Genomic DNA, 25,226 nt, shown 5'->3' with positions numbered 1-25,226 from the left:
TTTGTCTCAAACCGTGGGAAATGGCGCCTGGGCCATTGACCGGCTGCGGCGACTAGGCCATCTCAAATGCGATATCGGGGGTGGGGGGAACATTCCCAATGAGAAACGCCAAACTGATCCTGATTGTGGCCGCGACCGTAGCTCTCGGCGGCTGCGGCGCCTCGCTGCCGAAACTGCCGACCACCGGTTCGCTTCTGGGCGGCTCGAGCACGGCAAAAGAAAACCGCGACCCGAACGATCCCGTCGCCCGCGCCATGGGCGTCGCCGCGACCTCGGCCCGTGCCCTGAAATGCGGTTACAATTTCGACCCGGGCAAACTGAAGAGCCAATACCTCGCCTACGAAACGGCATCCGCACCCACGCTGGGCGAGAAATTATCCAACGTCTACGACACCGCATTCAACGGCGTGACGAAGGCGATCTCCGCGAAGGAGCAGGAAGAAGACTACTGCACGCCTGATCGCACGGCCCGGATTAAGGAAGCACTCAATCGCAATCTTGCCGGCGATTACACGCCTCCTCCCTCCGAAGCGCCAGAAGACAGCGGCGGCTTGTTCAGCGGCTTCGGAAACAGCGGCACCGGCGATGAAACCAGCGAGAAGATGAAGGAAGTCTTCCAGTAATACCGCAGTCACGCTTCTCGGAGCGCATGCGTGCAACAGATTCTATGGGCTGAAATCGCGATCAAGGGGACAACCGGCGTCGTACTGATCGTGGTCCCTCTCATCGCATTGGCTCTGGCCGGCATAGAGAAACCGAACTCCGGACTCTGGCCGCGGCTCACCGGCGCGCTGATACTCGCAGTCGCGGTCAGCATCTGGATCGGCCTCACGTATCCTGAAGCTCGCGGCTCCATCGGACCTGCCGCGCTAGTGCCGATCAATCTGATATCTGCAGCAATTCTGATTGCGGCGCTGGTCATGGGCGCCGCTGCCCCGACGCGCCGCGGCAAATTGATCGTCGCTGCCGGTGCCGTCGTCCTGCTTGCCCTTGGATTTCTGGAAATCGCCCACGCCTGAGCGTGGGCGGCAGCGAACGTTATTTCACGCCGAGCTTCTTCTGCAGGCTCGAAGACGACGTCGTATACTGGAACATCACCTTCTTGTCCGGATAGACGATCCGTTGTGCGGCCTGCGCCATCAGCGCCCCCTCGTGGAAGCCCGACAGAATGAGCTTCAGCTTGCCCGGATAGGTGTTGATATCACCGATGGCGAAGATGCCATGCTCGCTCGTCTCGAAACGCTCGGTATCTACGGGGATGAGATTCTCGTGAAGATTGAGGCCCCAATCCGCGACAGGGCCGAGCTTCATCGTCAGACCGAAGAACGGCAGCATGGCCGTGCAGGGAATTTTTTCGCTGCCTGAGGCTGTTTTTACTTCGAGCGCCGACAGCTGCCCGTCTGCCCCCTCGAGCGCAGTCACCTGCCCGATCATCAACCGGACGGACGCCTCTTCCACCATCTTGCGCATTTTTTCGACGGAATGAGGGGCTGCCCGGAATTCGTCGCGGCGATGGATCAGTGTTAGGCTCTTTGCGACTGGAGCAAGGTTGAGCGTCCAGTCGAGCGCGCTGTCGCCGCCACCGACGATGACGATATCCTTGCCGCGCATCGATTCAATCTTGCGCACCGAATAGAAGACCGACTTGCCTTCGAAGTCTTCGATGCCGTTGAGCGGCGGGCGCTTCGGCGTGAACGATCCGCCGCCGGCTGCAATCACGACGACCTTGGCAATGAATTCCGTGCCGGCATCCGTAATGAGGTGAAAGCGGCCGTCGGCGTGCTTCTTCAAGCCGTCGATACGCTCGCTGAAATGGAAGACTGGGTTGAACGGCTTGATTTGCTCCATCAGCCGTTCGGTCAATTCCTGTCCCGTCACGATAGGCAGCGCCGGGACATCATAGATCGGCTTTTCCGGATAGAGCTCGGCGCACTGACCGCCAGGCCGATCAAGAATATCGACAACATGCGCCTTGATATCGAGAAGGCCTAATTCGAACACGGCAAAGAGCCCACACGGACCTGCGCCGATGATAACGGCATCGGTCTCGATTGGAGCGCTCACTTCGGAAGAAGCGGATGCAATAGAAATCGTTTCGGCCATCACGATCGTCCGTTGAATGTCTTTGATCAGAACTGCTTTGCGGGCACGCGGACGACCAGACCGTCGATCGCATCGGAGATCTTGATCTGGCAAGACAAGCGGCTGCCCTCGCGCACGTCGAACGCGAAATCCAGCATGTCCTCTTCCATGTCGCTCGCTTTGCCGACCTTGTCGCGCCAAGCGTCGTCAACGTAGACATGACAGGTCGCACAGGCGCACGCGCCTCCGCATTCTGCCTCGATCCCAGCAATATCGTTGAGCTTCGCTGCTTCCATGACGGTCAGACCGTTTTCCGCTTCCACCGTCTGACTCTCGCCGTCAGGCTGGATGAACGTAATTTTCGTCATGGTTGCGCGTGTGTCCTTGAGGCTTGAATGGGCCGTTGAGAACGACCTCAGACGGATGGGGATCGTTGGTTAGCGGGCACACTTAATTGGACGCCGCTAGTATTTCAAGCCGAACGCGGGGGATGCGGCGGGAGGGCCACAGAAGATCGGCTCACCGCTAGGCTTTACACGCCGTTTCCTTGACGAAGGTACTGGCTTCGGCGGCGGCGGCCTCAAGTTTTGCGATCGCCTTGGACCAAGCACCGGTCTTCATGTTCGCCGGAAGCGTCTCCGCTTCCTGCGCCAGCGCAGCGATCCGCCACGCTCCAACAGCCCTGCTCGATCCCTTGAGGGCATGCGCCGCGATTTTCCAGTCCCGCTCAGTCTCTGCCGACCTCAGAGAGGCAATGGTTTCAGGCAGCTGCGCGAGGAAAAGCCCGAGAATTTCGGCCTCAAGAGCCTTGTCTCCAAGGGTATATCGCCTCAGATGAGCGAGATCGACCGGCACGTCGATCGGCCTGTCGCTTCTATCCGGGGTGTGCAGATCATACGATCGAGCCCGCGGAGCATCCATACGTCACACCTAAACCGATGGCGGTCAGAACGGCGCATTCCCGCCATCCCGGCCGCAACTTTTGGGGATAGAATAGTCGCAGAACCGCAATAACTCTGGGTAAATCGGACCGGAGTGTTTCGGCCAACGTCATAAACGGCTACTTAACCTACGACGTGAGGCCGCAGCCGCATCGGAGGAGCGCCTGCCGCCGCAATCCGGCCGTATTATCGGTCCCAATTCGCTAACCCCCTAAGATGCATAGACATTTCTTATGGTTACGCATGTCTTTCCATTTTGCGGGCAATTAAAACTCTTATAGGGTGCGAATGGGAGTTCCGGTGGCCTGAAGCGCACGGGCTTGTGCCGCGTACCGGATCGAGTGGGGGACATTGCGCAATGTCGCAAGATCAGATTGCGAAACTCATGGCTATTGCGGGCAGAACACCGCCCGTCGAACCGTCCCTGGACGGCATCCCTAGCGATGCGCAAACCGCGACAGACGCCAAGGAGCCTGCCTCAAGACCGGCGCCCTCCCTTCCCCCGCCGCTGCTTTCAATCGATGCCGCCCAGGCGCCAGCCGCGACAGCCGCAGCATTAGCTCTTCCCGCGCCGGCGCCGATGCCGCCGCCCGACAAAGAACAGCCAGCAGACGAACCCACGACCGAGCCGCCAGCCCGCCGCGTCGCGCGCCGCCGTCCGGCAGGACCCGTCCGTGGTAAAATCGCCGCCAACGACGACATCCCGAGCATCGGCGGCCTGATCTATGCGCTCGAACAGAAGCCGTCGAACAAGGTCTTTCGTTACGCCGCCATCGGCAGCGCCGTCTGGGCCGTCGTCGGACTGATCGTTGGCGCCTTGACGCTTGCACCCGGATGGCAGGCAGGCGAGCCCCTGTCGTCGCTCCTGCTGCATCCGACAACGTTCTACACCGCGACCGCCATCATCGCGCCGATCGCCATCATCTGGCTGTTAGCCCTTCTGTCGTGGCACATCGCATCGCTGGCACTTAAATCCGCGACGATGAGCGAAGTCGCCATTCGCCTCGCCGAGCCCGACCGCACGGCCGAACAATCGATTGCGAGCCTGGGCCAGGCAGTCCGCCGTCAGGTCTCGTTTATGAACGACGCCGTGTCCCGCGCCCTTGGTCGCGCCGGCGAACTTGAAGCACTCGTGCACAATCACGTCGCCGAACTCGAACGCTCTTACGAGCACAACGAGCGCCGCATCCGCGAGCTGATCAACGAGCTCGGTGGCGAACGCCACGCGCTTCTCGACACTTCGACCAACGTCACCGAAACGCTGAAAACGCTCGGCACCGAAATTCCGACGCTGATCGAGAAGCTCTCGACACAACAGCTAACTCTCCGCGGCATCATCGCCAACGCCGGCGAAAACCTCGCCAACCTTGAAGGCTCGCTCGCCACCGCGACGGGCCGTTTTGAGAATGCCGTCGGTTCGCGCACGCTACAGCTTCAGTCGGTTCTCGAAGACTACACCACCGCCTTCTCGAGCGCGCTTGGCGCCCGCACCGAACAGATGCGCGCAACGTTCGACGGTTACATGCAGACCCTCGACACGACGCTCGGCAACCGCACTGAAAACCTCCAGACCGTTTTCGAAGAATATGCGCGCGCGCTCGACACCACGCTGTCGAACCGCGCCCAAGCCCTCGACATCCAGCTTGTCGAACGCACGCGTTCGCTCGATGAAGCCTTCCAGAAGCGGCTTGAGCTGTTCGACGATCAGATCATGCGCTCGACGACTGCCATCGACCACGCGGTCAGCGAAAAGGCGTCTCTGCTGACGAACGCCCTGCAGCTCCATTCGCAGACCTTCCGTGAAACGATTGCGCAGCAGGCGACAGAACTCGACGATTCCGTCGTAAACGGCATCAACGCCGTCCGCCGGACGAGCGAAAACATCACGCGTCAGACGATGAAGGCCATCGACGGGCTTTCGAAACAGTCGGGCATCCTGCAGGACGTCGCCGACAATCTGTTCCAGCAGATCCACGGCGTCACCAACCGCTTCGAGAACCAGGGCGAGCAGATCCTCAAAGCCGCCAACGTCCTCGACACTGCCAACCTTCGCATCGAGTCGACGCTGCAGACGCGGCACGCCGAGCTTTCGCACACCATTGATCGCCTCTCCGGCAAAGCCGACGAATTCGGCCGCACCATCGCCGGTTATTCGTCGAACCTCGAAGGCTCGCTCGAAAATATCGAACTCAAGGCCCGTGCCATTGCCGAGGAGCTGCGCGACACCGCCGAGAGCCGCTCGCGCGCCTTGATGGCCGAACTCGATCGCGTCAAGCATGAGACCGAGGCCCAGAGCGATCGCGCGCTATCCGATCTCCGTCATCGCTTCCAGAACGTATCGGGCGAACTGTCTCGCGAATTCGAAACGCTATCGACCCGCCTCTCATCGGCATCCGAAGAAACCCGCCTCCGGGCAGCCGAGGCCGCCGCCACCCTGGCGAGCGAGCAGGCCCGCATCCGCGAAGAAGCCTCTCGCCTCCCGACTTCGACGCGCGAGACGGCAGAATCGATGCGCCGCGCCCTGCAGGATCAGTTGCGCGCCATCGAACAGCTGACGCAAATTTCCCAGCGCGCCAACGCACCTCGCGAAATCATGCGCCCTGAACCAGCTCCCGCGCCCGCGCGTCTCGCGCCGACACCGTCTCTGACCTCCGCGCTCATCCAACAGGAAAATGCGCCGAGCCGCAGCCGCACCAGCGTCCAACAGGATCAACGCGAGGGCTGGTCGCTCGGCGATCTCCTTGCCCGCGCCTCGCACGAAGAAGACCACGCGCCGGTCCGCAACGTTCCGCCAGCGCCCGAACCTGCACCTCCACCGCATTCGGCTCCCCCTCACTCGGCCGCTCCGGTGCGCCTCGACGTCGGTATGATCTCCCGCGCGCTCGATCCGCAGACGGCCGGCGCCATCTGGAACCGCATTCGCGCGGGTCAGAGGAACGTCCTGGTCCGCAGCATTTACGCTCCGGAAGCGCGTATGCTGTTCGACGAAATCGCAGCCCGCGCCCAGACCGACGCGGACCTGTCGCAGTCGATCTTCCGGTACCTCACCGACTTCGAACGGATCATCAAGGAAGCCGACACGCGTGACCCGTCGGGCCGCACGGCCCAAAGCCACCTCGTGTCCGATACCGGCCGCGTCTATCTCTTCCTCGCGCACGCGGTTGGCCGGATTCGCTAACCGGCAAAGGCCGCCATGTCGCCTGTCTGCATGTCGCCTGTCCGCATCGAAGCACGACACGAGGCATGGCCACTCAGGGAAGCCTTCGTCATTTCACGCGGTGCGAAAACCGCGGCCGATGTCGTCGTCGTTGAAATAACGGACGGCACGCACCGAGGCCGCGGTGAAGCCGTGCCCTATGGCCGCTATGGCGAAACAGTCGATGGCGTCCTCGATGCCATCCGAACAGCCGCCGACCGCTTTTCAACACACGCCGACTTGCTTCACGAGCTGAAACCCGGCGCGGCCCTCAATGCCCTCGACTGCGCCTTCTGGGACCTCGAAAGCAAGCAGACCGGCGTTCCGGTTTCAAAGCGCGCTGCTCTTCCCGAACCCGCGCCGAAAGTCACCGCCTTCACCTTGAGTCTCGCCGCTCCTGAGGAGATGGCTGCAAAAGCCGCTGGCGTTGCCCCTCTCACGCTCTTGAAGCTGAAGCTCGGCGGTGCCGGCGACGACGCACGCATGCGCGCCGTCCGGCAGGTCCGCCCAGACGCGCATCTCGTCGTCGATGCCAACGAAGCTTGGACCGCAGAAACCCTGACATCCCTGCTCGCAGTCGCTGCTGAATGTGGCATCGAATTGATCGAACAGCCGCTTCCCGCCAGTCAGGACGGCATCCTCCGCGACACTCCCCACCTCGTCCCTATTTGTGCCGACGAAAGCGTTCATACCGCCGACGATATCCCGCATCTCATCGGTCTCTACGACGCCGTGAACGTCAAGCTCGATAAGGCGGGCGGCTTGACAGGTGCAATCAGCCTCGTCGCAGAAGCACGCCGCAACGGTCTCAAGATCATGATCGGCTCGATGGTCGGAACATCACTCGCCGTTGCGCCCGCGATGCTGCTGGCACCGTATGCCGACTGGATCGACCTCGACGGCCCGCTTCTGTTGGCGCGGGATCGCGAGCACGGCCTGCGCATCGACAACGGCATCGTTCAGCCGCCAAGCCCTGAGCTGTGGGGCTAACCCGCCTTACACTGGATCCGCCGCCGCCATCGTCGAGCCGCTGCGGTTGCGGAGCAGCCAAAGCGCTGCGCCAAGCGCCACCATCGAGATCGCGACCATCCCGAGATATGACAGCGACCCGGCGCGCACGTAGATCCATCCAGCGACCAGCGTCGCCGCACCGAGCGCGACACCCGCAGCCATTGTCGCGTAGAGTGATTGCGCCGTGCCCTGCTTATCGCGCGCCACGTTTTCGTGGATGAAGTGGATCGCGCCGATGTGGCAAGCGCCATAGGTCGCGCCATGCAGCAATTGCAGCGGAATAAGCATCGCAAGTGGCGGCTCGAACGCCATCCCCGACCAACGCACAATCGACGCCAACGCGGCAAGCGCGATCATGCGTAATGATCCAATCCGCGCGACCGCCCGTCCGGAAACGGAAAACAGCATGACCTCGGCAAAGACGCCGACGGCCCACAGCGTTCCGCACCAAGCAGCCGAAAGGCCCTGCTTTTCCCAAAGCAGAATTCCGAATGTGAAAAACGCCGCGTGGGCAGCCATAACGAGACCAGCCGCCACGAGAAACAAACAAAATTGCTTCTGGCTTAGGAGATCGTGCAACACGGACGACCGCCACAACGGCAGCGCTGGCTTGATCGCATCTTCAAATCGCTCGTCGGGAGACAGGAAATGTCCGGCAGCAACAGTCAGAACGCACCCGAACGCAATCAGCCAAATACCGGCTCCACCGCCGAAAGCGTAGATCACCAACCCGCCGATAAAATTTGCCGCCACGAACGATAGCGATCCCCACAGCCGCATTTGCCCATAGTCCAGGCCACGGTGGCGAACACCCGTCACCGCGATCGTCTCGATCAGCGGCATGATCGTCGAGTTGCAGAGCATCAGGGCAATCGCGAACAACAGCACCGGCCAGAACGACGATGATGCGGCCAGTGCCAACACCAGCGCGATCGTCAGCCACGCAAGCACCACCAGATACCGGCGATGCGCTCCACTCCGATCTGCTGCCATCGCAACCACGGGTGACACGAACACACGCAGGAACAGTGGCGCCGCGATTACCGTGCTGATCTCGCCGGCAGACAGTCCGCGCCAGTTCAGCCAGACTGGAAGAAACGGCGTGTGCATGCCGTAAAAGACGAACAACGCACCGTAAAATAGCGCGACGCGCATCGCGAAATTGCGCTTTGCGTCATCCCCGCTGACCATGCCCGTCCTCGCATCTCTATGCTCATGCCACACTATAACGCGGAAGGCGTAGCGCTGCCCGATAAGTCCTGTTTAGTTCAGCCGGAGGTTGTGTCTTCGCCACTTGCGAATCGCATACCCGTTGAGGCGATTTTTTGCGGAGCACAACTGGCATGCAGGCTCTCACTTCGCCCGTTACCGACGATATTGAAACCGAATACCGCGCCATTGAGGCGACACTGCTCGAAACCGCTCGCGGACGCTGGTTCCTGGCCGAGCACGGCCGCCGCGCGCGCCGCCTGGACAGCGCCCTGCTTGAAGACGCCATTCGCCGTCTACAAGGCTCCCTCCGCGAGCCGCCGGCGCTGCTCGGCCAGCTCAAGGCCGAAATCGAAGTCGTCCGATCCCAGATGGCCGAGACCCGAGCCGCCCTCCTGGCACGCCCGACGATGGATGAAAGCGTGCTGCCGACACATGCCATGCTCAAGGCTGCCGAAGACATTCACGATATCGCCTGGTCGCTCCAGGCCAATCCGTTTGATCCGCAAGGCTGCGAGCAAATCGCCCGCAATGCCGGTAAGCTCTATGCCATGAGCCAATCGCAGGCCGCCCAATCGAACCGCGTCGTCGCCGCCGCGAGCGCACTTGAAACATCGGCTAACAAACTCGAAGGCGTTCTCGAAAGCATCCTGCACGAGTTGCAGGTTGATGAGGCCGATTAGCTGCCGGGCATAGTGACACAAAAAAAGCCGGGCTCCATGCCCGGCTTTTTTGTGGCTTGGCTGATCTTACCACCTCGTCCGCATGCCGAACGAGACAAGATCGACCGCAGCTTGCGATTCGCCTTTGAATTCCAAGGTTGGGAGTGGGGCGAGGGTGCCTGTTCCTTCCGGCGTACTAATGTCTACACCGCCGTCCTGAATGAAGATGTGCGAATAGCCGATATCGAACGTTGTTGCTTCGGTCCATTTATAGCTCGCGCCGACACTCAGCCAAACGCGATTATTGTCTGGAATTTGGACGATCCGCCCCGTCGCAGAATCGATGGGCGACATTTCGTAGGCGACACCGGTTCGCAACGTCAAATAGGGCGTATAGTCGTATTCTCCACCAACTGAAAAAAACCAGCCGTCAGCCCAGTTCGTCGGCAGATTGAGCCCACCCCCGATCGATGGCAACGATAGCGGGAGGTTCTTGAATCGGCTCCAGTTCGTCCACTCTACGGTACCGAGCAGCCGCGTCGTCGGCGTTATGACCTGCCGCCCGCTGAGAGTGACGATATCTGGAAGGTTGACCGTAGCGGTCCCCGGCAGGCCGCCAAGGGCACTGAAGGATCCATCAATGTTATGGGTCAGCTGGGATCGATAGCCGAGACCAATGGTTGTCCCGGTAAATGGCTCAAGGGTGACACCCGCGGTACCTCCGAATGCCCAATCCGCCCCGCCGAACCTATCGAGTTTTTGCGTCAGTAGATCGCGGAATTGAAGCTTCGCCTGCGCCCATTCTATTTGAAGTCCAGCACCGATCGTGATTCCAGGCGCGATGCGATAGGCGATCGTTGGGTTGGCATTGATCGTCAAAAGCTTGGTCGTCACGCCGAGATAGGAACCCGGATAGTTCACGTTATCGGGCTTCGTCGCAAGGCCGAACGGCGAATTCAGCGCGAGACCAACCCAGAGGTCTTTGTTGATCTGGAGGGCGGCATAACTTGCACCGCTCACCGCATCGATGCCTATGTTGCCGCTGCTCCCGGAGCCAACCAACGGATTGCTAACGTCCACATTCGCGTAGGGAAGAATCAATGTGTAGGACGATTCAGTGTTCAAACCCGGAAACTGGGCCGTCGCCGCCGGGTTCCAAAACATCGAGCCGAGGCTGCCGCCTGCCGCCGACCCTGCCGAAGCCGAACCCAGAAACACGGTCGATTGCTCGTGAATATCGAAACCGCCGGCGGAAGCCGTGCCTATGTGCGCCAGCACGGCTGCCGAGCTAATTCCCAAAAGGCGGCACGCATTTTTTATTATGTTGATTTTGCTCAAAGACAGCATTCGTGACCCCCAGGACGACTCAGCGCCTTCCCCACAAATGCCACAATAGCTGCATCGCCTCCGCGCCACATCAGGGTTTCAAACATGAAACTCAGTGTTCGGATTTGATGCCTAAGCGCTGTGCTTCCTGGGCAACAAAAAACCGGCCCGCCGAAGCGGACCGGTTCTTGCCAAGCCGAGTCTCAATCCCTCGAAACGTCGCTTGGCGCTCCCCCCGGAGTCCTTAAGCGGCGGACGTGCCACCGAAATCGCGCGCAAGCTGCCAAAGTCCTACTGATGGTGCAAGACTTGACTCTTTACGCAGCAGGCGAGTCGGTGCTGGACGATGCGCCCTCGCAACAGATCGCATATTGGAAACCCAAAAACGTTGAACCCCGAAAATCAGCCTACAGTTTTCTGAGTGCGAAATTGTGGTCGATCGGACCGTTGCGACCTTTTCCAACATGCAAGTGCGAACCCGACGATAACGCGCCCCAAACGAAGTCCTTGGCATCGGCGACAGCCGCATCGAGAGGCTTGCCGAGAGCCAAACCGGCCGCAATCGCCGCCGATAATGTACAGCCCGTGCCGTGTGTATTGCTTGTGACGATACGTGGCCTACGAAACGACGCATGCGTTTTGCCGTCGAACAACATATCGATCACATCCTCCCCGCGCCCATGGCCGCCTTTGAGCAGAACAGCCCCGCAGCCGAACTGCATAAGCGCCTCGGCTTGTCCGCGCATGTCAGCCTCGGTCGTCGCTTCCGGACGATCGAGCAAACGGCTGGCCTCGGGAAGGTTGGGCGTGATGAGGCTCGCGCGCGGAATTAGTGCGTGGCGCACGGCATCAATGGCATCCGGCTTCAGCAGCACATCGCCGCTGGTCGCCACCATGACTGGATCAACGACGACAGGCGCGGCGCCCGTCTCTCCTAGAAGCGACGCCACAATCTCGACGGTCGCAACATCTCCGAGCATGCCGGTCTTCATCGCGCCAACCGAAAGATCCGATACGACAGACCGGTATTGGGCTGCGATGAAATCCGGAGGGATCGCAAACACACCAGATACGCCGGTCGTGTTCTGCGCCGTCAACGCCGTTATGACGCTGGCGCCGTAAACGCCGAGCGCAGCAAACGTCTTGAGATCGGCCTGAATGCCGGCGCCGCCCGACGGGTCCGAGCCAGCAATCGTCAGCGCAATCGGAGGCGTTTCAGCGCTCATGGCATCGACAGCGTTCAGTGCGCCCCTTGTTTCAAAATCTCGGCCCCGAGATCGGCCGGCGTAACGTAGGATTCAATCCTGCCGAGTGCCGGAAAGTTTTCGATCATCCACTGACTGAACCAGTTCTGCGCGCCGAACACGAACAGCAAGCCGGTCACGACGAGCAGCAACCCCATCACCCTCTCGAGCGTCACGAAATGCCGTTTGAACTTCTGCATGAAGCCGAGAAACGGCCTGACAGCGACGGCCGCCAAAATGAACGGAACCCCGAGCCCCAGCGAATAGATCAAAAGCAGTTTGACGCCGGTCGCGAGGCTGTTCTCGCTCGCTGCGAGCGTCAGCACGGTTGCGAGCACGGGCCCGATGCACGGCGTCCAGCCGAACGCAAACGCAAGCCCCATGATGTAAGCACCGAAGAAGCTTGCCTCCATCTCGGCCGCCGAATAGCGCGCTTCCTTATAGAACGCGTGAATTTTCAAGATGCCAAGGAAGTGCAAGCCGAACAGGATGATGACGACGCCGGCCGCAGTTCCGAGCGCCGCTCGATAGGACAGCAAAACCTGACCGATAGTGCTTGCACCCGCACCGAGGCTGACGAACACGGTCGTAAAGCCAAGCACGAAGAAAACAGCGGACGCGACGACGCGCAACCAGACGCGCCGGTCGATCTTGTCTTCCCCTGTCAGCTGATCGAGGGTCGTGCCGCCGATGTAACCCAGATAAGGGGGCACCAGAGGCAACACACATGGCGAGAGAAAACTTACCAGTCCCGCGAGCGCGACACCGAGGTAGATATGGACATCTGCCAGCATGCTGCCTTCTTTCAAACTGCCCGCGGGCTAATGCACTTTCTCGCGCGTGAGCGCCGCGATGCCGGGCAACTCACGCCCCTCGAGCCATTCGAGGAACGCGCCGCCCGCGGTCGAGACATACGTGAAATCGTCCGTCACACCGGCAGCATTCAAGGCGGCGACCGTATCGCCGCCGCCGGCAACCGACACAAGCTTACCGGCTTTCGTCAATTCCGCGGCAGCGCGCGCCAGCGCAAATGTGCCCTCTCCGAACGGCAAAATTTCGAAAGCGCCGAGCGGACCGTTCCATAGCAGCGTTTTCGACGCTGCAAGCACATCGGTGGTGCGCGCAACGGACTTTGGACCAACATCCAATATCATAGCGTCGAACGGCACCTCGTCGACCGCCACCACTTCATTCGCCGCACCTTCTTTGAACTCGCGCGCGATAACGGCATCGACCGGCAGAATGATCTCACAACCCTTCTGCTTGGCTTCCGTCATGATATCGCGCGCCGTCGCATCGAATTCAGGCTCCGCAAGCGACTTGCCGACCATCACGCCGGACGCCTGCAAAAACGTATTCGCCATGCCGCCGCCGATGATCAGCTTGTCGACCTTCGCGACGAGGTTCGTCAAAACCGGAATTTTAGTCGACACCTTCGCCCCGCCGACCACGGCCGCCGTCGGGCGCTGCGGTATTTCCAGCGCCGTTCTGAGTGCGTTGATTTCTTCCATCAACAGCGGACCTGCGAAAGACGGCAGGAAGTTGGTCAGTCCTTCCGTAGATGCATGAGCGCGATGTGCACACGAAAAAGCATCGCCCACGAAAATGTCGCCGAGCTTCGCGAGCTCTTCGGCGAATTTCGGATCATTCTTTTCTTCGCCTTTGTGGAAGCGCAGATTTTCGAGCAGCGCGACGTCACCGTTCTTAAGCGCGCCGACCGTCGCTTGTGCCTGTTCCCCGATACAGTCCGGCCCGAATGCAATCTGCCGCCCCAGAAGCTGCTGCATCGCGTCTGCGATCGGCCGCAGCGACAAGTCCGCTTCCGGTCCGTTCTTCGGCCGTCCGAAATGCGAGATGACGATAACCTTCGCCCCGCGATCAGCCAGCGCCTTCACGCCCGGCAGCACGCGCTCCAGACGCGTCGCGTCGGTCACCTTCCCGTCCTTGACCGGAACGTTCAGATCTGCCCGCACGATCACGCGCTTTCCTGCGACGTCGATGCCGTCGGTCGTCTTCAACTTATCGAGGTTCATCAAGACACCATTACGGTTTGCGCTGCGCCTGCGTTTCAGTGCATCACGAAGTTTTTCCGATCGCCTTGCGCGCAGCCGCGACCGCATGCGCCGCGGTAATGCCGAAGTGCTCGTAAAGCTTCGAGGCCGGCGCCGAAGCACCAAACCCATGCATACCGATGAACACATCCGATTTGCGCAGCCATTCGTACCAGCTCTGCGGTACGCCTGCTTCGATCGCAATACGCGGTGCATCTCCCAAAACTTCGTTCTGATAGCTTTCGGGCTGGGCGCGGAACAGCTCGAACGACGGCATCGAAACCACCGCAGCCTTGACCCCATCCTTTGCCAAAGTTGCAGCGGCTTCGACCGCCAGACCAACTTCTGAACCGGTTGCGAGAAGCGTCACGTCGCGCGCGCCTTCCGTCGGTGTCAGCACGTAGGCACCCTTGGCGCTGAGGTTCTGATCGCCCTTGGTGCGAAGGTTCGGTACGGCTTGGCGTGAAAGCGCCAGCACCGACGGTGTGTCGGCCGTGACGAGAGCCAACTCCCAGCACTCAGCCGTCTCGATGCCATCGGCCGGACGAAAAACGTGCAAATTCGGAATGACGCGCAGCGCGCTCAAATGCTCGACCGGCTGATGCGTTGGCCCGTCCTCGCCGAGGCCGATGGAATCGTGCGTCAGAACGTAGATCACACGCTGCTGCATCAATGCCGAGAGACGGATCGAAGCCCGGCAGTAATCGGAAAAGACGAGGAACGTGCCGCCATAAGGCACGAACGAGCCCGACAGCGCGATGCCGTTCATCGCTGCTGCCATGCCGTGCTCGCGCACGCCATAGTGCATATAGTTGCCCGCGAAGTTGTCGGGCGTAACGGACACATGATGTTTCGTGCGGGTGCCATTCGATCCCGAAAGATCCGCAGAGCCGCCGATGACCTCAGGCAGCACCGGAATGAGCCGCTCGATCGTCATCTGCGACCAGACACGCGTCGCGCGCTTGGCGCTGTCGGCCGCGAAATCGTTCTTCGCGGCGATGATCGCATTCGTAACTGTGGCCTTGAGATCGCGCCCCGAGACCAGCGCCTTCGTCGCGTCATCCGCTTTGGCTTCGCGCTTCGTCCAGTCGTCACGCATCTTCGCATGGCGGCTTCCGACAGCACGCCACGCCGACAAGATGTGTTCAGGGATTTCGAAGGCTTCGTATGGCCAGCCAAGCTGCGCGCGCGTGGCCTTGATCTCATCCGCGCCCAGCGCTTCGCCATGCGCCGACGATTTTCCAGCTTTGTTCGGCGAGCCATAGCCGATCTGCGTCTTGCACGCGATTAACCACGGCTTCGAAGGATCGGCCTTTGCCGTCTTGATCGCCGCTGAAATCGCCGCCGCGTCATGACCGTCGACGCGGATCGTATTCCAGCCAGACGCCTCGAAGCGCTTCACCTCGCTGTCCGACACGGCAAGGCTCGTCGCGCCGTCAATGGTGATCGAGTTGTCGTCCCAGAACACGATCAGCTTGCCGAGCTTCAAATGCCCGGCCAGCGAGATCGCTTCCTGGCTGATGCCTTCCATCAGGCAGCCGTCACCGGCGATGACATAAGTGTGGTAATCGACAAGATCTGAGCCGACCCGCGCCGCGAGCAGCTTCTCCGAAATCGCCATGCCAACCGCATTGGCGATGCCTTGGCCCAGCGGCCCCGTCGTCGTCTCGATGCCTGGTGCATGACCATATTCCGGATGGCCCGCCGTCTTCGATCCGAACTGCCGGAAATTCTTGATCTCCTCGATCGTCATTTCCGGATAGCCGGTAAGATAGAGGAGCGAATAAAGAAGCATCGAACCGTGACCAGCCGAGAGAACGAAACGATCCCGGTTGGGCCACTGTGGCGCGCCGGCGTCGAACTTCAGCGCTTCGGTGAAGAGGACCGTGGCAACGTCCGCCATCCCCATCGGCATGCCCGGATGCCCAGAATTGGCAGCCTGAACCGCATCCATCGAGAGCGCGCGGATGGCGTTAGCCATATCCTCGAGGCTCGGCGTTGAGGATGTCTCCGCCACGACTTGAGCTTTGCTCATTATCTTACTTAAGTCCGTTCCGCTAAGCGCCGCTGGCGCGCTGTAAAGTGGTGGGACATTTACCGGGGGATTGCAGCGGCGTCTACCGCGCGCGCAAGGGTAGCGCACGGCAAAAAACAGGGCGTTTCAGGCCCCGCCGCCCCGCGACGGACCAAGTGTCACGCTCAGGACGCGATACCGCCCGCCTTGACCTTGCTCTCCCGCTGGCCCTTGGCGTCGCGTTGGGCCTTCTCAGCCTGCGCCAACTTGGCCTCCTCGACCTCGTCCTCGCGGAAGAGCTTTTCGAGCATGGCCTGAGACGTCCGAGCCCGTTCCAAGAGCTTCTCGACATCGGTCGCGAGCTTGTAATCCTCGTTCAGACGCCGCTCGTCATGCTCGCGAAACGTCTGCACGGTGCGGTTCGCCACACGCTCAGAATACCCTAGTCCAAGCATCAGCGTTCTTGTGAGATCGAGAGAGGCCAGAAACGTCTCGCGCCGCATCGCAGCAACGCCGAGATCGAGCAGCCTGTAGGCATGCATTCGATCCCGCGCTCGTGCATAGATCGGCACATGCGGATAATGCGTCTTGACGATTTCCGCCGCACGCATCGACGCTTCGACATCGTCGATGGCCAACACGAAGGCTTTCGCTTTGTCGGTTTGCGCAGCCTCCAGCACTTCCGGCCGACTTGCATCGCCATAGAAGGCCTTGTTGCCGAACCGTTTGACGAAATCCACCTGCTCGACGCTGATGTCGAGCGCCGTAAACGGCACGCCTTTGGCGCGCAACACGCGGGCCACTATCTGGCCGAACCGGCCGAAGCCAGCAATCACCACATGCCCATCGTTGTCAGGCAGCGGATCGAATGCCCGCATCTCGACCTTCGACTTCTTCGAAAATAGCCGGTCGACGCCCAGCAACAGCGGCGTCATCGCCATCGACAGCGTTACGATGACCGCCATGATCTGCGACGAGCCACTGCCTAGCACACCCGCCGCTTGCCCAACCGACAGCAAAACGAATGCGAATTCACCGCCTTGCGAAAGCGCGAACGCAAGCCGTCGCGCCGGTCCCGAGTCAAGCCCCTGCCAGCGTCCGAGCAGATACAGAATGACCGACTTGACCACGATCAGGGTGAGAGTTGCCGATATGATCAGTGCCGGCGCCGAAATCAGCAGCCCGAGATTGAGCGACATGCCGATCGCGGTGAAGAAGATGCCAAGCAGCAAGCCCTCAAACGGCGCAATGTCGGCTTCAAGCTCATGTCGATAGCTGCTCTCTGCGAGCAGCGCGCCAGCGATGAAAGCACCGAGAGAGGCTGAAAGCCCCACAGCTTCCATGATCAGGGTAATACCGACGACCGTCAGCAGCGCTGCAGCGGTCATCGCTTCCTTGACGCGCGACAGGGCCACGAGGCGCAGCAACGCATCGAGAACATACCGACCTACGACCACGACCAGAACGATCGTCCCCAAGCCCTTCGCGAGCGCAAAATAATCGATCCCAGTATGAGTCTTAACTGCCGACACGGCGAAGTACGGCGCCAAAGCGATCAGCGGAATGGCCGCGATATCCTGAAACAACAGAATGGAGAACCCTAAACGGCCGTGCCGGGTCGAGAGCTCGCCGTTCTCTTCCATCACCTGAAGTGCAAATGCTGTCGAAGACAGCGCCAGCGCCGTCCCAGCAAACAGCGACGGCTGCCATTCGCTGCCCAGGAAGAAAATGCCGACGCACGCCAGCGCAAGGCCTGTAATGGCGACTTGCAGTGTTCCGAGCCCGAAAATGGCCTGACGCATGGCCCATAGTCGCCGCGGACGAAGCTCCAGACCGATTAGGAAAAGCAATAGAATGACGCCGAATTCGGCGAAGTGCAGAACCTGCTCGGCGTCCTGCACGGAAAACATGCGCCCAATTCCGTAAGGACCGAGAATGACCCCGGCAACCAAATAGCCAAGCACAGCGGCTATGCCGAGCCACCGTGCAAGCGGAGCAGCAAGCGCCAACGCGGCCAACAAGATTGCCAGTTCATTCAGTGTCACATCGTCCCCCGTTGTCGCGGTACCCTCGCACGCTCAAGGCAATTTAAGCAGAGATCTGCAATACGCCACCCCACGCCGTTGTATGACAACCCAAATCTGGACCACCAATGAACGTGGACTGACTGACGCGCGCAGAATTTCACGTCTTGTCTCGCAGCAGGTGCGACACATTGAAGTCAATGGATTATTGGCCGCCGCCGAAGGAAATCCGCCGGTGACGAATTCGGAGATTTCAATCCGAAATTCTAAGGCAGCGGGTGCGCATCGACGACGAGGCCGCCGATCTCTTGCCAACCGTCAGTACCATCGCGAAACCATGAGACATTGGTATAACCGAAACTCAGCGCCCGTTTCGCGGCATTCCAGCTCATCCAGCAGTTTCGGAGACAGAAAAAGACCAGCGGTTTTGCCTTGTCCCCGGCAGTGAGCTTTTCCAGATTGTGCTTGAAATAATTCTCATACCCAGATGACAGCGCCCCATAGCCGACATTCGGCAGCCAGACCGCATTTTCAATCGTCATGTGCGTTGTCTCCCGCCAGATCGTACCGGGCGGCAACCCTGCGGGCTTCGGCGGATGCGGATAAACGTCGATAAATACCGTGTGGCCCTCGGACCAGACTTTCATGGCCTGGCTGCTTGATAGGACAGTAGCGCCCTTCAGCGTCAACGGCACCGGCGAACGATATTTGTCGGTGCGATAGCTATTCGGTTCGGGCGGCGGCGGGCCGACGGGCGATGGCCCGGAGACGTCTTCGGCCAACACGCGATCGGCGGAGCCGATGGCAAGACTGCCGAACGTGCTTGATGCCGCGATCACCGCCGCCAGAAACTTTGGCAAGGCCGATTTCAGCGGCATCCGCGGAACTCCAATTGCAGCCTAAAGAATAGGCCCCGCACCATCGCCAAACGACGAGCGGGGCCGATATCACTAATGCGTTTTGTTTAGGGCGTCGCAGCCGCTGGTGCTGGTGTCGTCGCGGCCGCATTCGACGGCGCCGGCAGATCGGTTTCCGACTGTCGCGGCTTGGTGACCATCTCGGTCGATGTATCATCATCGACAAGCAACGGCACGCCGTAGTCGAGCAGCACCTTGTCGATGTCGGCGCGACGCTTGCGAATCACCTCATTGAGTCGCCGCTTCCAGTTGTCGTCGCCGTTGCGCACGCCCATCGTGATGCGGAACGCGATACGTGCAGCACCGTTGTCTTTGACGAGGGGGACGACAACCAGCGGCTCGCCATCGCGCTTCGCCCAGTAGGTTGCCATCGGTCCCCACAGAATACCGGCTGCAATGTCACCCTTACGGATATCATTCATCATGTCTTCAGCCGGGTTTTCATAGCGGCGATCGACGATCATCGGATAGCCGTGGACGTTGGCCATCAGTCCGTATTTCGCTGCGAGCGTAGCGCCGGCCGAGCCCTGCTGCATGCCGATGCGCTTTCCCTGAAGACGCGGATCGCTGAGCGATTCAACGCCATCAAGGCCGGTACCCTTCTTGTAAATGAGCGCCGAGGTCGAACGATAAATGGCGTTGGTGTTGAGCACCATGTCGTCGCCCTGCCCCCAACCGATCACCAGATCGCAGCGCTTGGCGTTGAGCGTCATGCGAATGAAGCCCGTTGCCTTGGGAAACCACGTATAAACGACAGGAAGTTTCAGTTCGTCGCCGATAATGTTTGCGATCTTGTTTTCGAAGCCTTCGCCTTTCTGGTCCGAAAACGGAAGATCGGCCGGGTCCGCGCAGACGCGAAGCTCTTTACGATTGACGAGGTCGGCCTTGGGAGTTTCAGCGGCCTGCGCCGCACCTGCGAATGCAAAGACCATCGACACGGTCGTCGCGATCACTCCGAGCGCCAAAGTCGGCGCTGAGAAGTTCGAAATCTTGAGCGCTTGTTTCCTCACGTGAGTAACCTTTTTGTTATGGCGGCGTGAACGTCGCGGCCCTTGATATGGACTGGGGGCACGTCGCGTTCGCGACCCGCCCCCGATCCATTGAAATGCCGATAGTCCTGGACTGCATCACGCGACACCGACGCGCGGCGCAGGCTTCTCATATGAGAAGGTCGGAAAAAACTTCCAGACCTCAGCCGGTGCAGTCGTCGGCAGCTTTTTTGGCTTCCGGCGAGATGTCTTCACGGCCGTTCGGGCGACCCGGAGGCATTGCCCCTGTCGAGCGCGCCTTGATGTACGTGTAGATATCGTCGATGTAGCACATGATGTTCTTGTCTTCGCCGAACGACGGCATGACGAACTCTGTGCCGCCGCGGTTCACCTTTCGGCCACTCGAAACGGTCGCAATGAAGGTATTGTAATCCATCGTCTTCAGCGAGTCGGCGAGAGCGGGAGCAAACGTGCTGCCCAAAGCGTTCGGACCGTGGCAGACGTGGCAGGCGTCATGATAGCGACGGAAGCCGTTCCAGGTACCCCAGTCCACCATGTAGTCTTTCGTTACGACCGGCACAGGATCGCCGTCCTTGTTGCGATAACGGCCGTCTTCGAATTTGATGCCATCCTTCTTCGCCAGTTCACTGACAGGGTTCGGATAGACGGCATCGCCATCGGGCTTGCGCGAGCCCGGAGGCGGGGCGTTCGGATCGTCCGGATTGGGAGCGGCATCTTCCGCAACTTGCATCAGCTTCGCAGCGGGAGCCGCTGCGTGTGCTTCGTCAGTCTTCGTTTGCTCCTTCGCAGCGGCAGCGCCTGCAGCCCCGAACGTCATCAATACGACTGCAAGTGTCTTAATCAACTTGTTCACGAGGATCCTCTTCTCCTGGATTGAATTGCGTGGGTCGCCACCGCCCATTGGTCTTTTTTTATGGAGCCCTTTTTCCAAATGGACCCCTTGTTGCTGTCCGATAGAACAGTGCGCGGGATAAATACCTGCGCAAACTTGCCTGTTAGACTATTACAAATTGTCGCCCTCGTAGCAGATTGTGCCATTTTCTTGAAAGATGTTTTTTCGGCCACTGCATTAATTCGGCGCAATTTTCACGGCAAAGAGCCGGCACGGGTTGCCCCGCACCGGCTCCTTTATGTCTAGGCTCGAGCCTATGGGAGAGCGAACACGGTGAGCGAGCCACCGAGGTTCGTGTACTCCGAGAGGCCAGCGTAGCCACCGACGGCGCCGAGACCATCGGTCGGGTTCGTCAAGCCAGCGGCGAGACCGATACCGGCCCAGCCACCAACGCCCGAGAACACGGCAACGTACTGCTTGCCACCCTGCTCATAGGTCATGGCGTTGCCGATGATGCCCGACGGCGTCTTGAACTTGAACAGTTCCTTGCCGGTCTTCTGGTCGACGGCTTTGAAGTAGCCTTCGAGCGTGCCGTAGAAGGCAACGCCGCCGGCCGTCGTCAGAGCACCTGACCACACCGAGAACTGCTCAGGCTTCGACCAGACGATCTTACCCTTCGTTGCGTCCCAAGCGATGAAGTTACCCATACGCTCCGGCTTATCCGGGCCAGGGAACATCGAAAGCGTGGCGCCGACGTAAGGCTGACCAGCCGTGTACGAGACCTTGAACGGTTCGTAGTCCATGCAGACGTGGTTCGTCGGCACGTAGAACAGCTTCGTCAGCGGCGAGTACGACGCTGGCTGCTGGTCCTTAGAACCGAGAGCCGCAGGGCAGATGCCCTTCGTGTTGAAGTCCGCGCCGTTCGCAAACGTCGAGTACTTCTTCACGCGGATCGGACGGCCATAGTTCGGGCTCGACTTGTCGAGATCGATGCCAGTCGCCCAGTTGACGACCGGATCATACTTCTCGGCAACGAGCGGTTCGCCAGTGACGCGGTCCCAGGTGTAGCCGAAGCCGTTACGGTCGAAGTGAACCGCAACCTTGCGCTCCTGACCCTTGATATCGAGGGTGGCCAGGATCGGCTCGTTGATGCCGTCATAGTCCCACTCGTCGAACGGCGTCATCTGGTAGGCCCACTTGGCGATACCGGTGTCGACGTCGCGAGCGAACATCGTCATCGACCACTTCTGATCGATCGGCTTGCCATCCGGTCCCGCACGCTGAGCGGGGTTCCAGGTCGAGGGGTTACCCGTGCCGTAGTAGATCAGGTTGAGGTCCGGATCGAAGGCCATGTAGCCCCAGGTCGAACCGCCGCCGATCTTCCACTGGTCGCCGTTCCAGGTCTTCAGAGAAGAATCCTTACCGACCGGCTTGCCGAGCGACATGGTCTTCTCCGGATCGACGAGGATGTCGGAGTCGGGACCCATCGAGTAGGCGCGCCACACCTTCTTACCGGTGTTGATGTCGTAGGCGGTGACGTGGCAGCGAACGCCGAATTCAGCGCCCGAGATACCGATGATCACCTTATCCTTCGTGACAAGCGGAGCACCCGTGCCCGTCTCGCCCTTCTTCGGATCGCCGTCGACGACCTTCCACAGTTCCTTACCCGTTTTCGCGTCGAGAGCGACGAGAGCGGTGTCAGCCTGATGGAGGAAGATCTTGCCTTCAGCGTACTGCACGCCACGGTTGACCGTGTCGCAGCACATGACCGGAATAACCGACGGATCCTGCTTCGGCACGTACTTCCAGATGATCTTCTGCTCGTCAGCGAGATTCAGAGCATAGACGATGTTCGGGAACGCCGAGTGAAGGTACATCACGTCGCCGATCACGAGCGGGCCGCCTTCATGGCCGCGAAGAACGCCCGTCGAGAACGTCCAAGCCACTTTCAGCTGACCGACGTTTTCGGTCGTGATCTGGTCCAGCTTTGAGTAGCGGGTACCAGCATAGTCACCGGACTGTTGCGCCCAGTTATTCGGATTGCTCGACAACTTGATCACATCCTCGTTCGCCCATGCGGACGCCGAGAATGCGGCAGTTGCGAGCAAGCCGCATGCGAATGCACTTTTGCGCATCGCGCTTCCTCCGTTTAAGACAAATGTCTTGCCACGCTTGCAAGTCGATCCCGCGGACTGCCGATATCTCCCAACTCCGATCTCAGGTTTTGCGGGATTTTTTCCCGTCTTTGCCCGGCCGCAGCAGGAGTCTTCACGAAACCGTGTAGAAACCGGTAGTCCGCGTGAACGGGGGGCATGTAGACACTTTTTTTTTCAAGCCGCAACACGAAGTGCGACGATCATTCTCGTGCGGCAAATTAGGACAACCCTTCTGACCCAAAAAACCCCTGTGTTTATGGGGGAAAATTGCGGCGCAGCAAAAATGGTGCGCTGCACGTCTAATTGTTCCCGAATGTGAAAATCGCGGCATCCGATCACAAAAACTCGCGCTTTCGTGAAGGGCGTAAATTCAAATGCCGCGGAAAGAGGCGCATACTAGGAGCCGTAATCAACTGGCTCGCATGCATGATCGATTATCCCTTCCCCATTGGAAAACCTTCCCGAAAAGACTTTCTGCGAGGCGCTGCGCTGACAGCACTGCTGCCCCTCCTGCCCCAGATCTCGCGCGCCGAGGCTGAACGGATCGGAGTTCTTGAAATCGCTCCAGGAATTTTCGTTCACGTCGGCAAATATCAGCTCGTGAACAAGGCCAACCGGGGCGATATCTCCAATCCGTGTTGTATCGTCGGCTCGGAGGCGGCAGCCGTCATCGACACCAGCGGATCATTCGCTATGGGAAGCGATCTCCACGCCGCCATCAAGCAGATCACGGACAAGCCCATTCGCTACGTGATCAACACGCACATGCATCCCGATCACGTGATGGGCAATGCTGCCTTCAAGGCGTCGAACCTGGAATTCGTGGGCCATTACAAGCTTCCCGCCGCACTTTACGCGCGTAAGGAAAGCTATCTGGCGAATGCCCGCGAGCGCCTCGGCGAAGCCGCCTTTAAAGGCACCGAAATCATCCCGCCGACGGTGCTCGTCAAAGACACTCTCGAACTCGACCTTGGCAGGCGCGTCCTGACGCTCAAGGCCCGGCCGACAGCTCACACCGACAATGACTTGACGATCCACGACCAACCGACCGGGACGTTCTTTTTAGGCGATCTCTTGTTCTCGGGGCACATTCCGACGCTCGATGGCTCGATCGTCGGCTGGCTCAAGCTCATTCCCGAATTGATGCAGGAAAAGGCCGAGCGCGCCGTCCCCGGCCACGGGCCAAAGTCCATGACGTGGCCTGACGCCATCCTGCCCGTGCAGCGCTACCTGACAGTCTTGGCAACCGACGTCCGCAAGATGATCAAGGACGGAAAAACGCTCGAACAGGCCGTCGCGACTGCGGCTCAGTCCGAGCGGGATAAATGGGCCCTTTTCGACGAGCACAATCCGCGCAACGTCACAGCGGCCTACACCGAGCTTGAGTGGGAATGAAAGACGATGCTGTGCCCGGCGGCGGGCTCCCCTTTGGGGAGTCGCCGGGCACAAACATCAAAAGCAGCGCAATTCGCCTTCAACCTGCGCGCGGCGCAGGTTTTTGACCTTTTCCTGGAATTCCGGCGCGTGGGTCCACGCGACGTTCTCGCCGCCCTTCAGGCCGACTGAGATGAGCGTCTCGGCTTCTTCATACTGCGCATAAGGCAGAATGTTTGCGATCTCGTCGATCGAGCACGAGCACTTTTCGAGCATCGGCCGCGTCTGACCATTGACGGCCATGCACGCGTAAACATAGTCGGCGCGTGCAACGGTCGGATAGTCGTTGGCCGGCAATTCCTGCGCCCACAAGTGCGTCGTGAAACCTGGAACGAGAATCGCCGCAATCGCGAGAAAACCGCTCACGCCGACATTCACAAGACGGCTTTTCATTTGACGTCTCCTACACCATCAAGGGTCAACGTCTCTTTGAGCGACGGACCTTTTTTGTCGTTGTTCGTATAGTCCGAAACCATCTTCGCAAAATAGCCCGGGATCTTGTCCGATAGCGCAATCGTGAAGACCGAGCCCTCGAAGCCGTTCATGCGTGCCTTCGCCGGATCGTTGATATAGGGCGTGAGGCTCACGCGAAAACCATCGACGGATTGCCCTTTGTAGTCGATCTTCACCGGCGCAATCTTTGCGTCCTGCGCCAAGCTCTTCTTGAACATGTTCTTGAGATAGGCGCCGTCGCCACCGGCAAGAAGCCTGAAATGCGCCACCGCATCGTCGAGATAGACGACGAGCAGCGGATTGCCGTCCATGTCGGTGATTTCTTGCGGATCCCTCGCGCGGTCACCCGAATAGATCTGCAGCCGAACGTTCTTTTTGCCCGGAGCGCCATCGCTCTCGACCGTCAGCGTAATGTTATCGGAAAAGCCGGGCCCTAAAGTCTTCGGATCCGATGGTGCGCGCTCGAATTTGTAGACTAGGTTTGTACCTGGCGCGACGGACGCAATGTGAGGCCGTTCGAACAGAATGTCGGCCGGCTTTGGAGTTTCCTCCGCCGATACGCTGGCCGACGCCATGCACATTACCGCAAGAGCTGCCAGACCGGCATAACGGAATGAAAACTTTGACATAAAGGGCGATCCTCCTAGATCGTCTAGGTAATTTT

General features: G+C 59.9%; 22 protein-coding genes. 6 read left to right on the top strand and 16 right to left on the bottom strand.

What is annotated here, in order from left to right; genetic code table 11:
* The first annotated feature begins 98 nt into the window (after window positions 1–98).
* Together HYPMC_RS08770 and HYPMC_RS08765 are read left to right on the top strand one after the other, a co-directional pair.
* Window positions 99–623 (top strand): hypothetical protein, encoded by a 525-nt coding sequence (locus HYPMC_RS08770; protein WP_013947540.1) that lies wholly within the window; start codon window positions 99–101, stop codon window positions 621–623.
* 30 nt (window positions 624–653) lie between these two features.
* Window positions 654–1,019 carry an ABC transporter permease gene (locus HYPMC_RS08765; RefSeq protein WP_013947539.1) on the top strand — a complete coding sequence of 122 codons (366 nt, stop codon included), beginning with the start codon at window positions 654–656 and terminating at the stop codon, window positions 1,017–1,019.
* Between the two features lie 19 nt (window positions 1,020–1,038).
* Here the strand turns inward: HYPMC_RS08765 and HYPMC_RS08760 are convergent, their stop codons facing one another.
* The 3 genes from HYPMC_RS08760 to HYPMC_RS08750 all read right to left on the bottom strand — a co-directional run bounded on the left by HYPMC_RS08760 (window position 1,039) and on the right by HYPMC_RS08750 (window position 3,003).
* On the bottom strand, window positions 1,039–2,103 hold the full coding sequence (locus HYPMC_RS08760; RefSeq protein WP_013947538.1) for an NAD(P)/FAD-dependent oxidoreductase: 1,065 nt from the start codon (window positions 2,101–2,103) through the stop codon (window positions 1,039–1,041).
* A 26-nt stretch (window positions 2,104–2,129) separates the two neighbouring features.
* On the bottom strand, window positions 2,130–2,450 hold the full coding sequence (locus HYPMC_RS08755; RefSeq protein ID WP_013947537.1) for a 2Fe-2S iron-sulfur cluster-binding protein: 321 nt from the start codon (window positions 2,448–2,450) through the stop codon (window positions 2,130–2,132).
* A gap of 157 nt (window positions 2,451–2,607) precedes the next feature.
* Window positions 2,608–3,003, bottom strand: coding sequence for an Hpt domain-containing protein (locus tag HYPMC_RS08750; RefSeq protein WP_013947536.1), 396 nt, complete (start codon window positions 3,001–3,003; stop codon window positions 2,608–2,610).
* Window positions 3,004–3,381: 378 nt separating this feature from the next.
* Between HYPMC_RS08750 and HYPMC_RS08745 the strand changes: the two genes are divergently transcribed.
* On the top strand, window positions 3,382–6,201 hold the full coding sequence (locus HYPMC_RS08745; protein ID WP_013947535.1) for a hypothetical protein: 2,820 nt from the start codon (window positions 3,382–3,384) through the stop codon (window positions 6,199–6,201).
* A gap of 15 nt (window positions 6,202–6,216) precedes the next feature.
* Complete coding sequence (gene dgcA, locus HYPMC_RS08740; RefSeq protein WP_013947534.1) at window positions 6,217–7,209, top strand: N-acetyl-D-Glu racemase DgcA; 993 nt, start codon at window positions 6,217–6,219, stop codon at window positions 7,207–7,209.
* A 6-nt stretch (window positions 7,210–7,215) separates the two neighbouring features.
* On the opposite strand, the gene HYPMC_RS08735 is transcribed toward dgcA, so the two are convergent.
* Window positions 7,216–8,421, bottom strand: coding sequence for an MFS transporter (locus HYPMC_RS08735; RefSeq protein WP_013947533.1), 1,206 nt, complete (start codon window positions 8,419–8,421; stop codon window positions 7,216–7,218).
* A 152-nt stretch (window positions 8,422–8,573) separates the two neighbouring features.
* Here HYPMC_RS08735 and HYPMC_RS08730 point away from each other — a divergent pair, with 152 nt between their 5' ends.
* On the top strand, window positions 8,574–9,122 hold the full coding sequence (locus tag HYPMC_RS08730; RefSeq protein ID WP_013947532.1) for a hypothetical protein: 549 nt from the start codon (window positions 8,574–8,576) through the stop codon (window positions 9,120–9,122).
* A gap of 66 nt (window positions 9,123–9,188) precedes the next feature.
* On the opposite strand, the gene HYPMC_RS08725 is transcribed toward HYPMC_RS08730, so the two are convergent.
* From HYPMC_RS08725 to HYPMC_RS08680, 10 genes are all read right to left on the bottom strand, one after another.
* Window positions 9,189–10,379: an OmpP1/FadL family transporter gene (locus HYPMC_RS08725; RefSeq protein WP_244421007.1), complete on the bottom strand. Its 1,191-nt coding sequence runs from the start codon at window positions 10,377–10,379 to the stop codon at window positions 9,189–9,191.
* A gap of 455 nt (window positions 10,380–10,834) precedes the next feature.
* Complete coding sequence (thiD, locus tag HYPMC_RS08720) at window positions 10,835–11,653, bottom strand: bifunctional hydroxymethylpyrimidine kinase/phosphomethylpyrimidine kinase (protein ID WP_013947530.1); 819 nt, start codon at window positions 11,651–11,653, stop codon at window positions 10,835–10,837.
* Between the two features lie 14 nt (window positions 11,654–11,667).
* Window positions 11,668–12,465: a cytochrome c biogenesis CcdA family protein gene (locus tag HYPMC_RS08715; RefSeq protein WP_013947529.1), complete on the bottom strand. Its 798-nt coding sequence runs from the start codon at window positions 12,463–12,465 to the stop codon at window positions 11,668–11,670.
* Window positions 12,466–12,492: 27 nt separating this feature from the next.
* Complete coding sequence (pgk, locus tag HYPMC_RS08710) at window positions 12,493–13,704, bottom strand: phosphoglycerate kinase (protein WP_013947528.1); 1,212 nt, start codon at window positions 13,702–13,704, stop codon at window positions 12,493–12,495.
* Between the two features lie 43 nt (window positions 13,705–13,747).
* Window positions 13,748–15,757, bottom strand: a complete 2,010-nt coding sequence (tkt, locus tag HYPMC_RS08705; RefSeq protein ID WP_013947527.1) for a transketolase — start codon at window positions 15,755–15,757, stop codon at window positions 13,748–13,750.
* Between the two features lie 164 nt (window positions 15,758–15,921).
* Complete coding sequence (locus HYPMC_RS08700; protein ID WP_013947526.1) at window positions 15,922–17,781, bottom strand: monovalent cation:proton antiporter-2 (CPA2) family protein; 1,860 nt, start codon at window positions 17,779–17,781, stop codon at window positions 15,922–15,924.
* Between the two features lie 245 nt (window positions 17,782–18,026).
* Window positions 18,027–18,638 (bottom strand): PQQ-dependent catabolism-associated CXXCW motif protein, encoded by a 612-nt coding sequence (locus HYPMC_RS08695; protein WP_013947525.1) that lies wholly within the window; start codon window positions 18,636–18,638, stop codon window positions 18,027–18,029.
* Window positions 18,639–18,724: 86 nt separating this feature from the next.
* On the bottom strand, window positions 18,725–19,687 hold the full coding sequence (locus HYPMC_RS08690; RefSeq protein WP_013947524.1) for a substrate-binding domain-containing protein: 963 nt from the start codon (window positions 19,685–19,687) through the stop codon (window positions 18,725–18,727).
* Between the two features lie 181 nt (window positions 19,688–19,868).
* Entirely contained in the window at window positions 19,869–20,540 is a 672-nt protein-coding gene (locus HYPMC_RS23700) for a c-type cytochrome, methanol metabolism-related (RefSeq protein ID WP_244421006.1), read from the bottom strand.
* A gap of 293 nt (window positions 20,541–20,833) precedes the next feature.
* The gene (locus HYPMC_RS08680; RefSeq protein WP_013947521.1) at window positions 20,834–22,654 is read right to left on the bottom strand and encodes a methanol/ethanol family PQQ-dependent dehydrogenase; all 1,821 of its coding nucleotides are present in this window, start codon (window positions 22,652–22,654) and stop codon (window positions 20,834–20,836) included.
* A 447-nt stretch (window positions 22,655–23,101) separates the two neighbouring features.
* Between HYPMC_RS08680 and HYPMC_RS08675 the strand changes: the two genes are divergently transcribed.
* Window positions 23,102–24,070 (top strand): quinoprotein relay system zinc metallohydrolase 2, encoded by a 969-nt coding sequence (locus HYPMC_RS08675; protein WP_013947519.1) that lies wholly within the window; start codon window positions 23,102–23,104, stop codon window positions 24,068–24,070.
* 57 nt (window positions 24,071–24,127) lie between these two features.
* On the opposite strand, the gene HYPMC_RS08670 is transcribed toward HYPMC_RS08675, so the two are convergent.
* Both HYPMC_RS08670 and HYPMC_RS08665 read right to left on the bottom strand, forming a co-directional pair.
* Complete coding sequence (locus HYPMC_RS08670; RefSeq protein WP_013947518.1) at window positions 24,128–24,502, bottom strand: hypothetical protein; 375 nt, start codon at window positions 24,500–24,502, stop codon at window positions 24,128–24,130.
* Window positions 24,499–25,191 carry a hypothetical protein gene (locus tag HYPMC_RS08665; protein ID WP_013947517.1) on the bottom strand — a complete coding sequence of 231 codons (693 nt, stop codon included), beginning with the start codon at window positions 25,189–25,191 and terminating at the stop codon, window positions 24,499–24,501. Before HYPMC_RS08665 ends, HYPMC_RS08670 begins: the two co-directional genes overlap by 4 nt.
* Window positions 25,192–25,226: the final 35 nt, after the last annotated feature.

It is taken from the genome of Hyphomicrobium sp. MC1 (assembly GCF_000253295.1).
Lineage (GTDB): Bacteria > Pseudomonadota > Alphaproteobacteria > Rhizobiales > Hyphomicrobiaceae > Hyphomicrobium_B.
The sequence above is the reverse complement of the archived record's forward strand: the minus strand, read 5'-3'. Positions and strand labels throughout refer to the sequence as shown.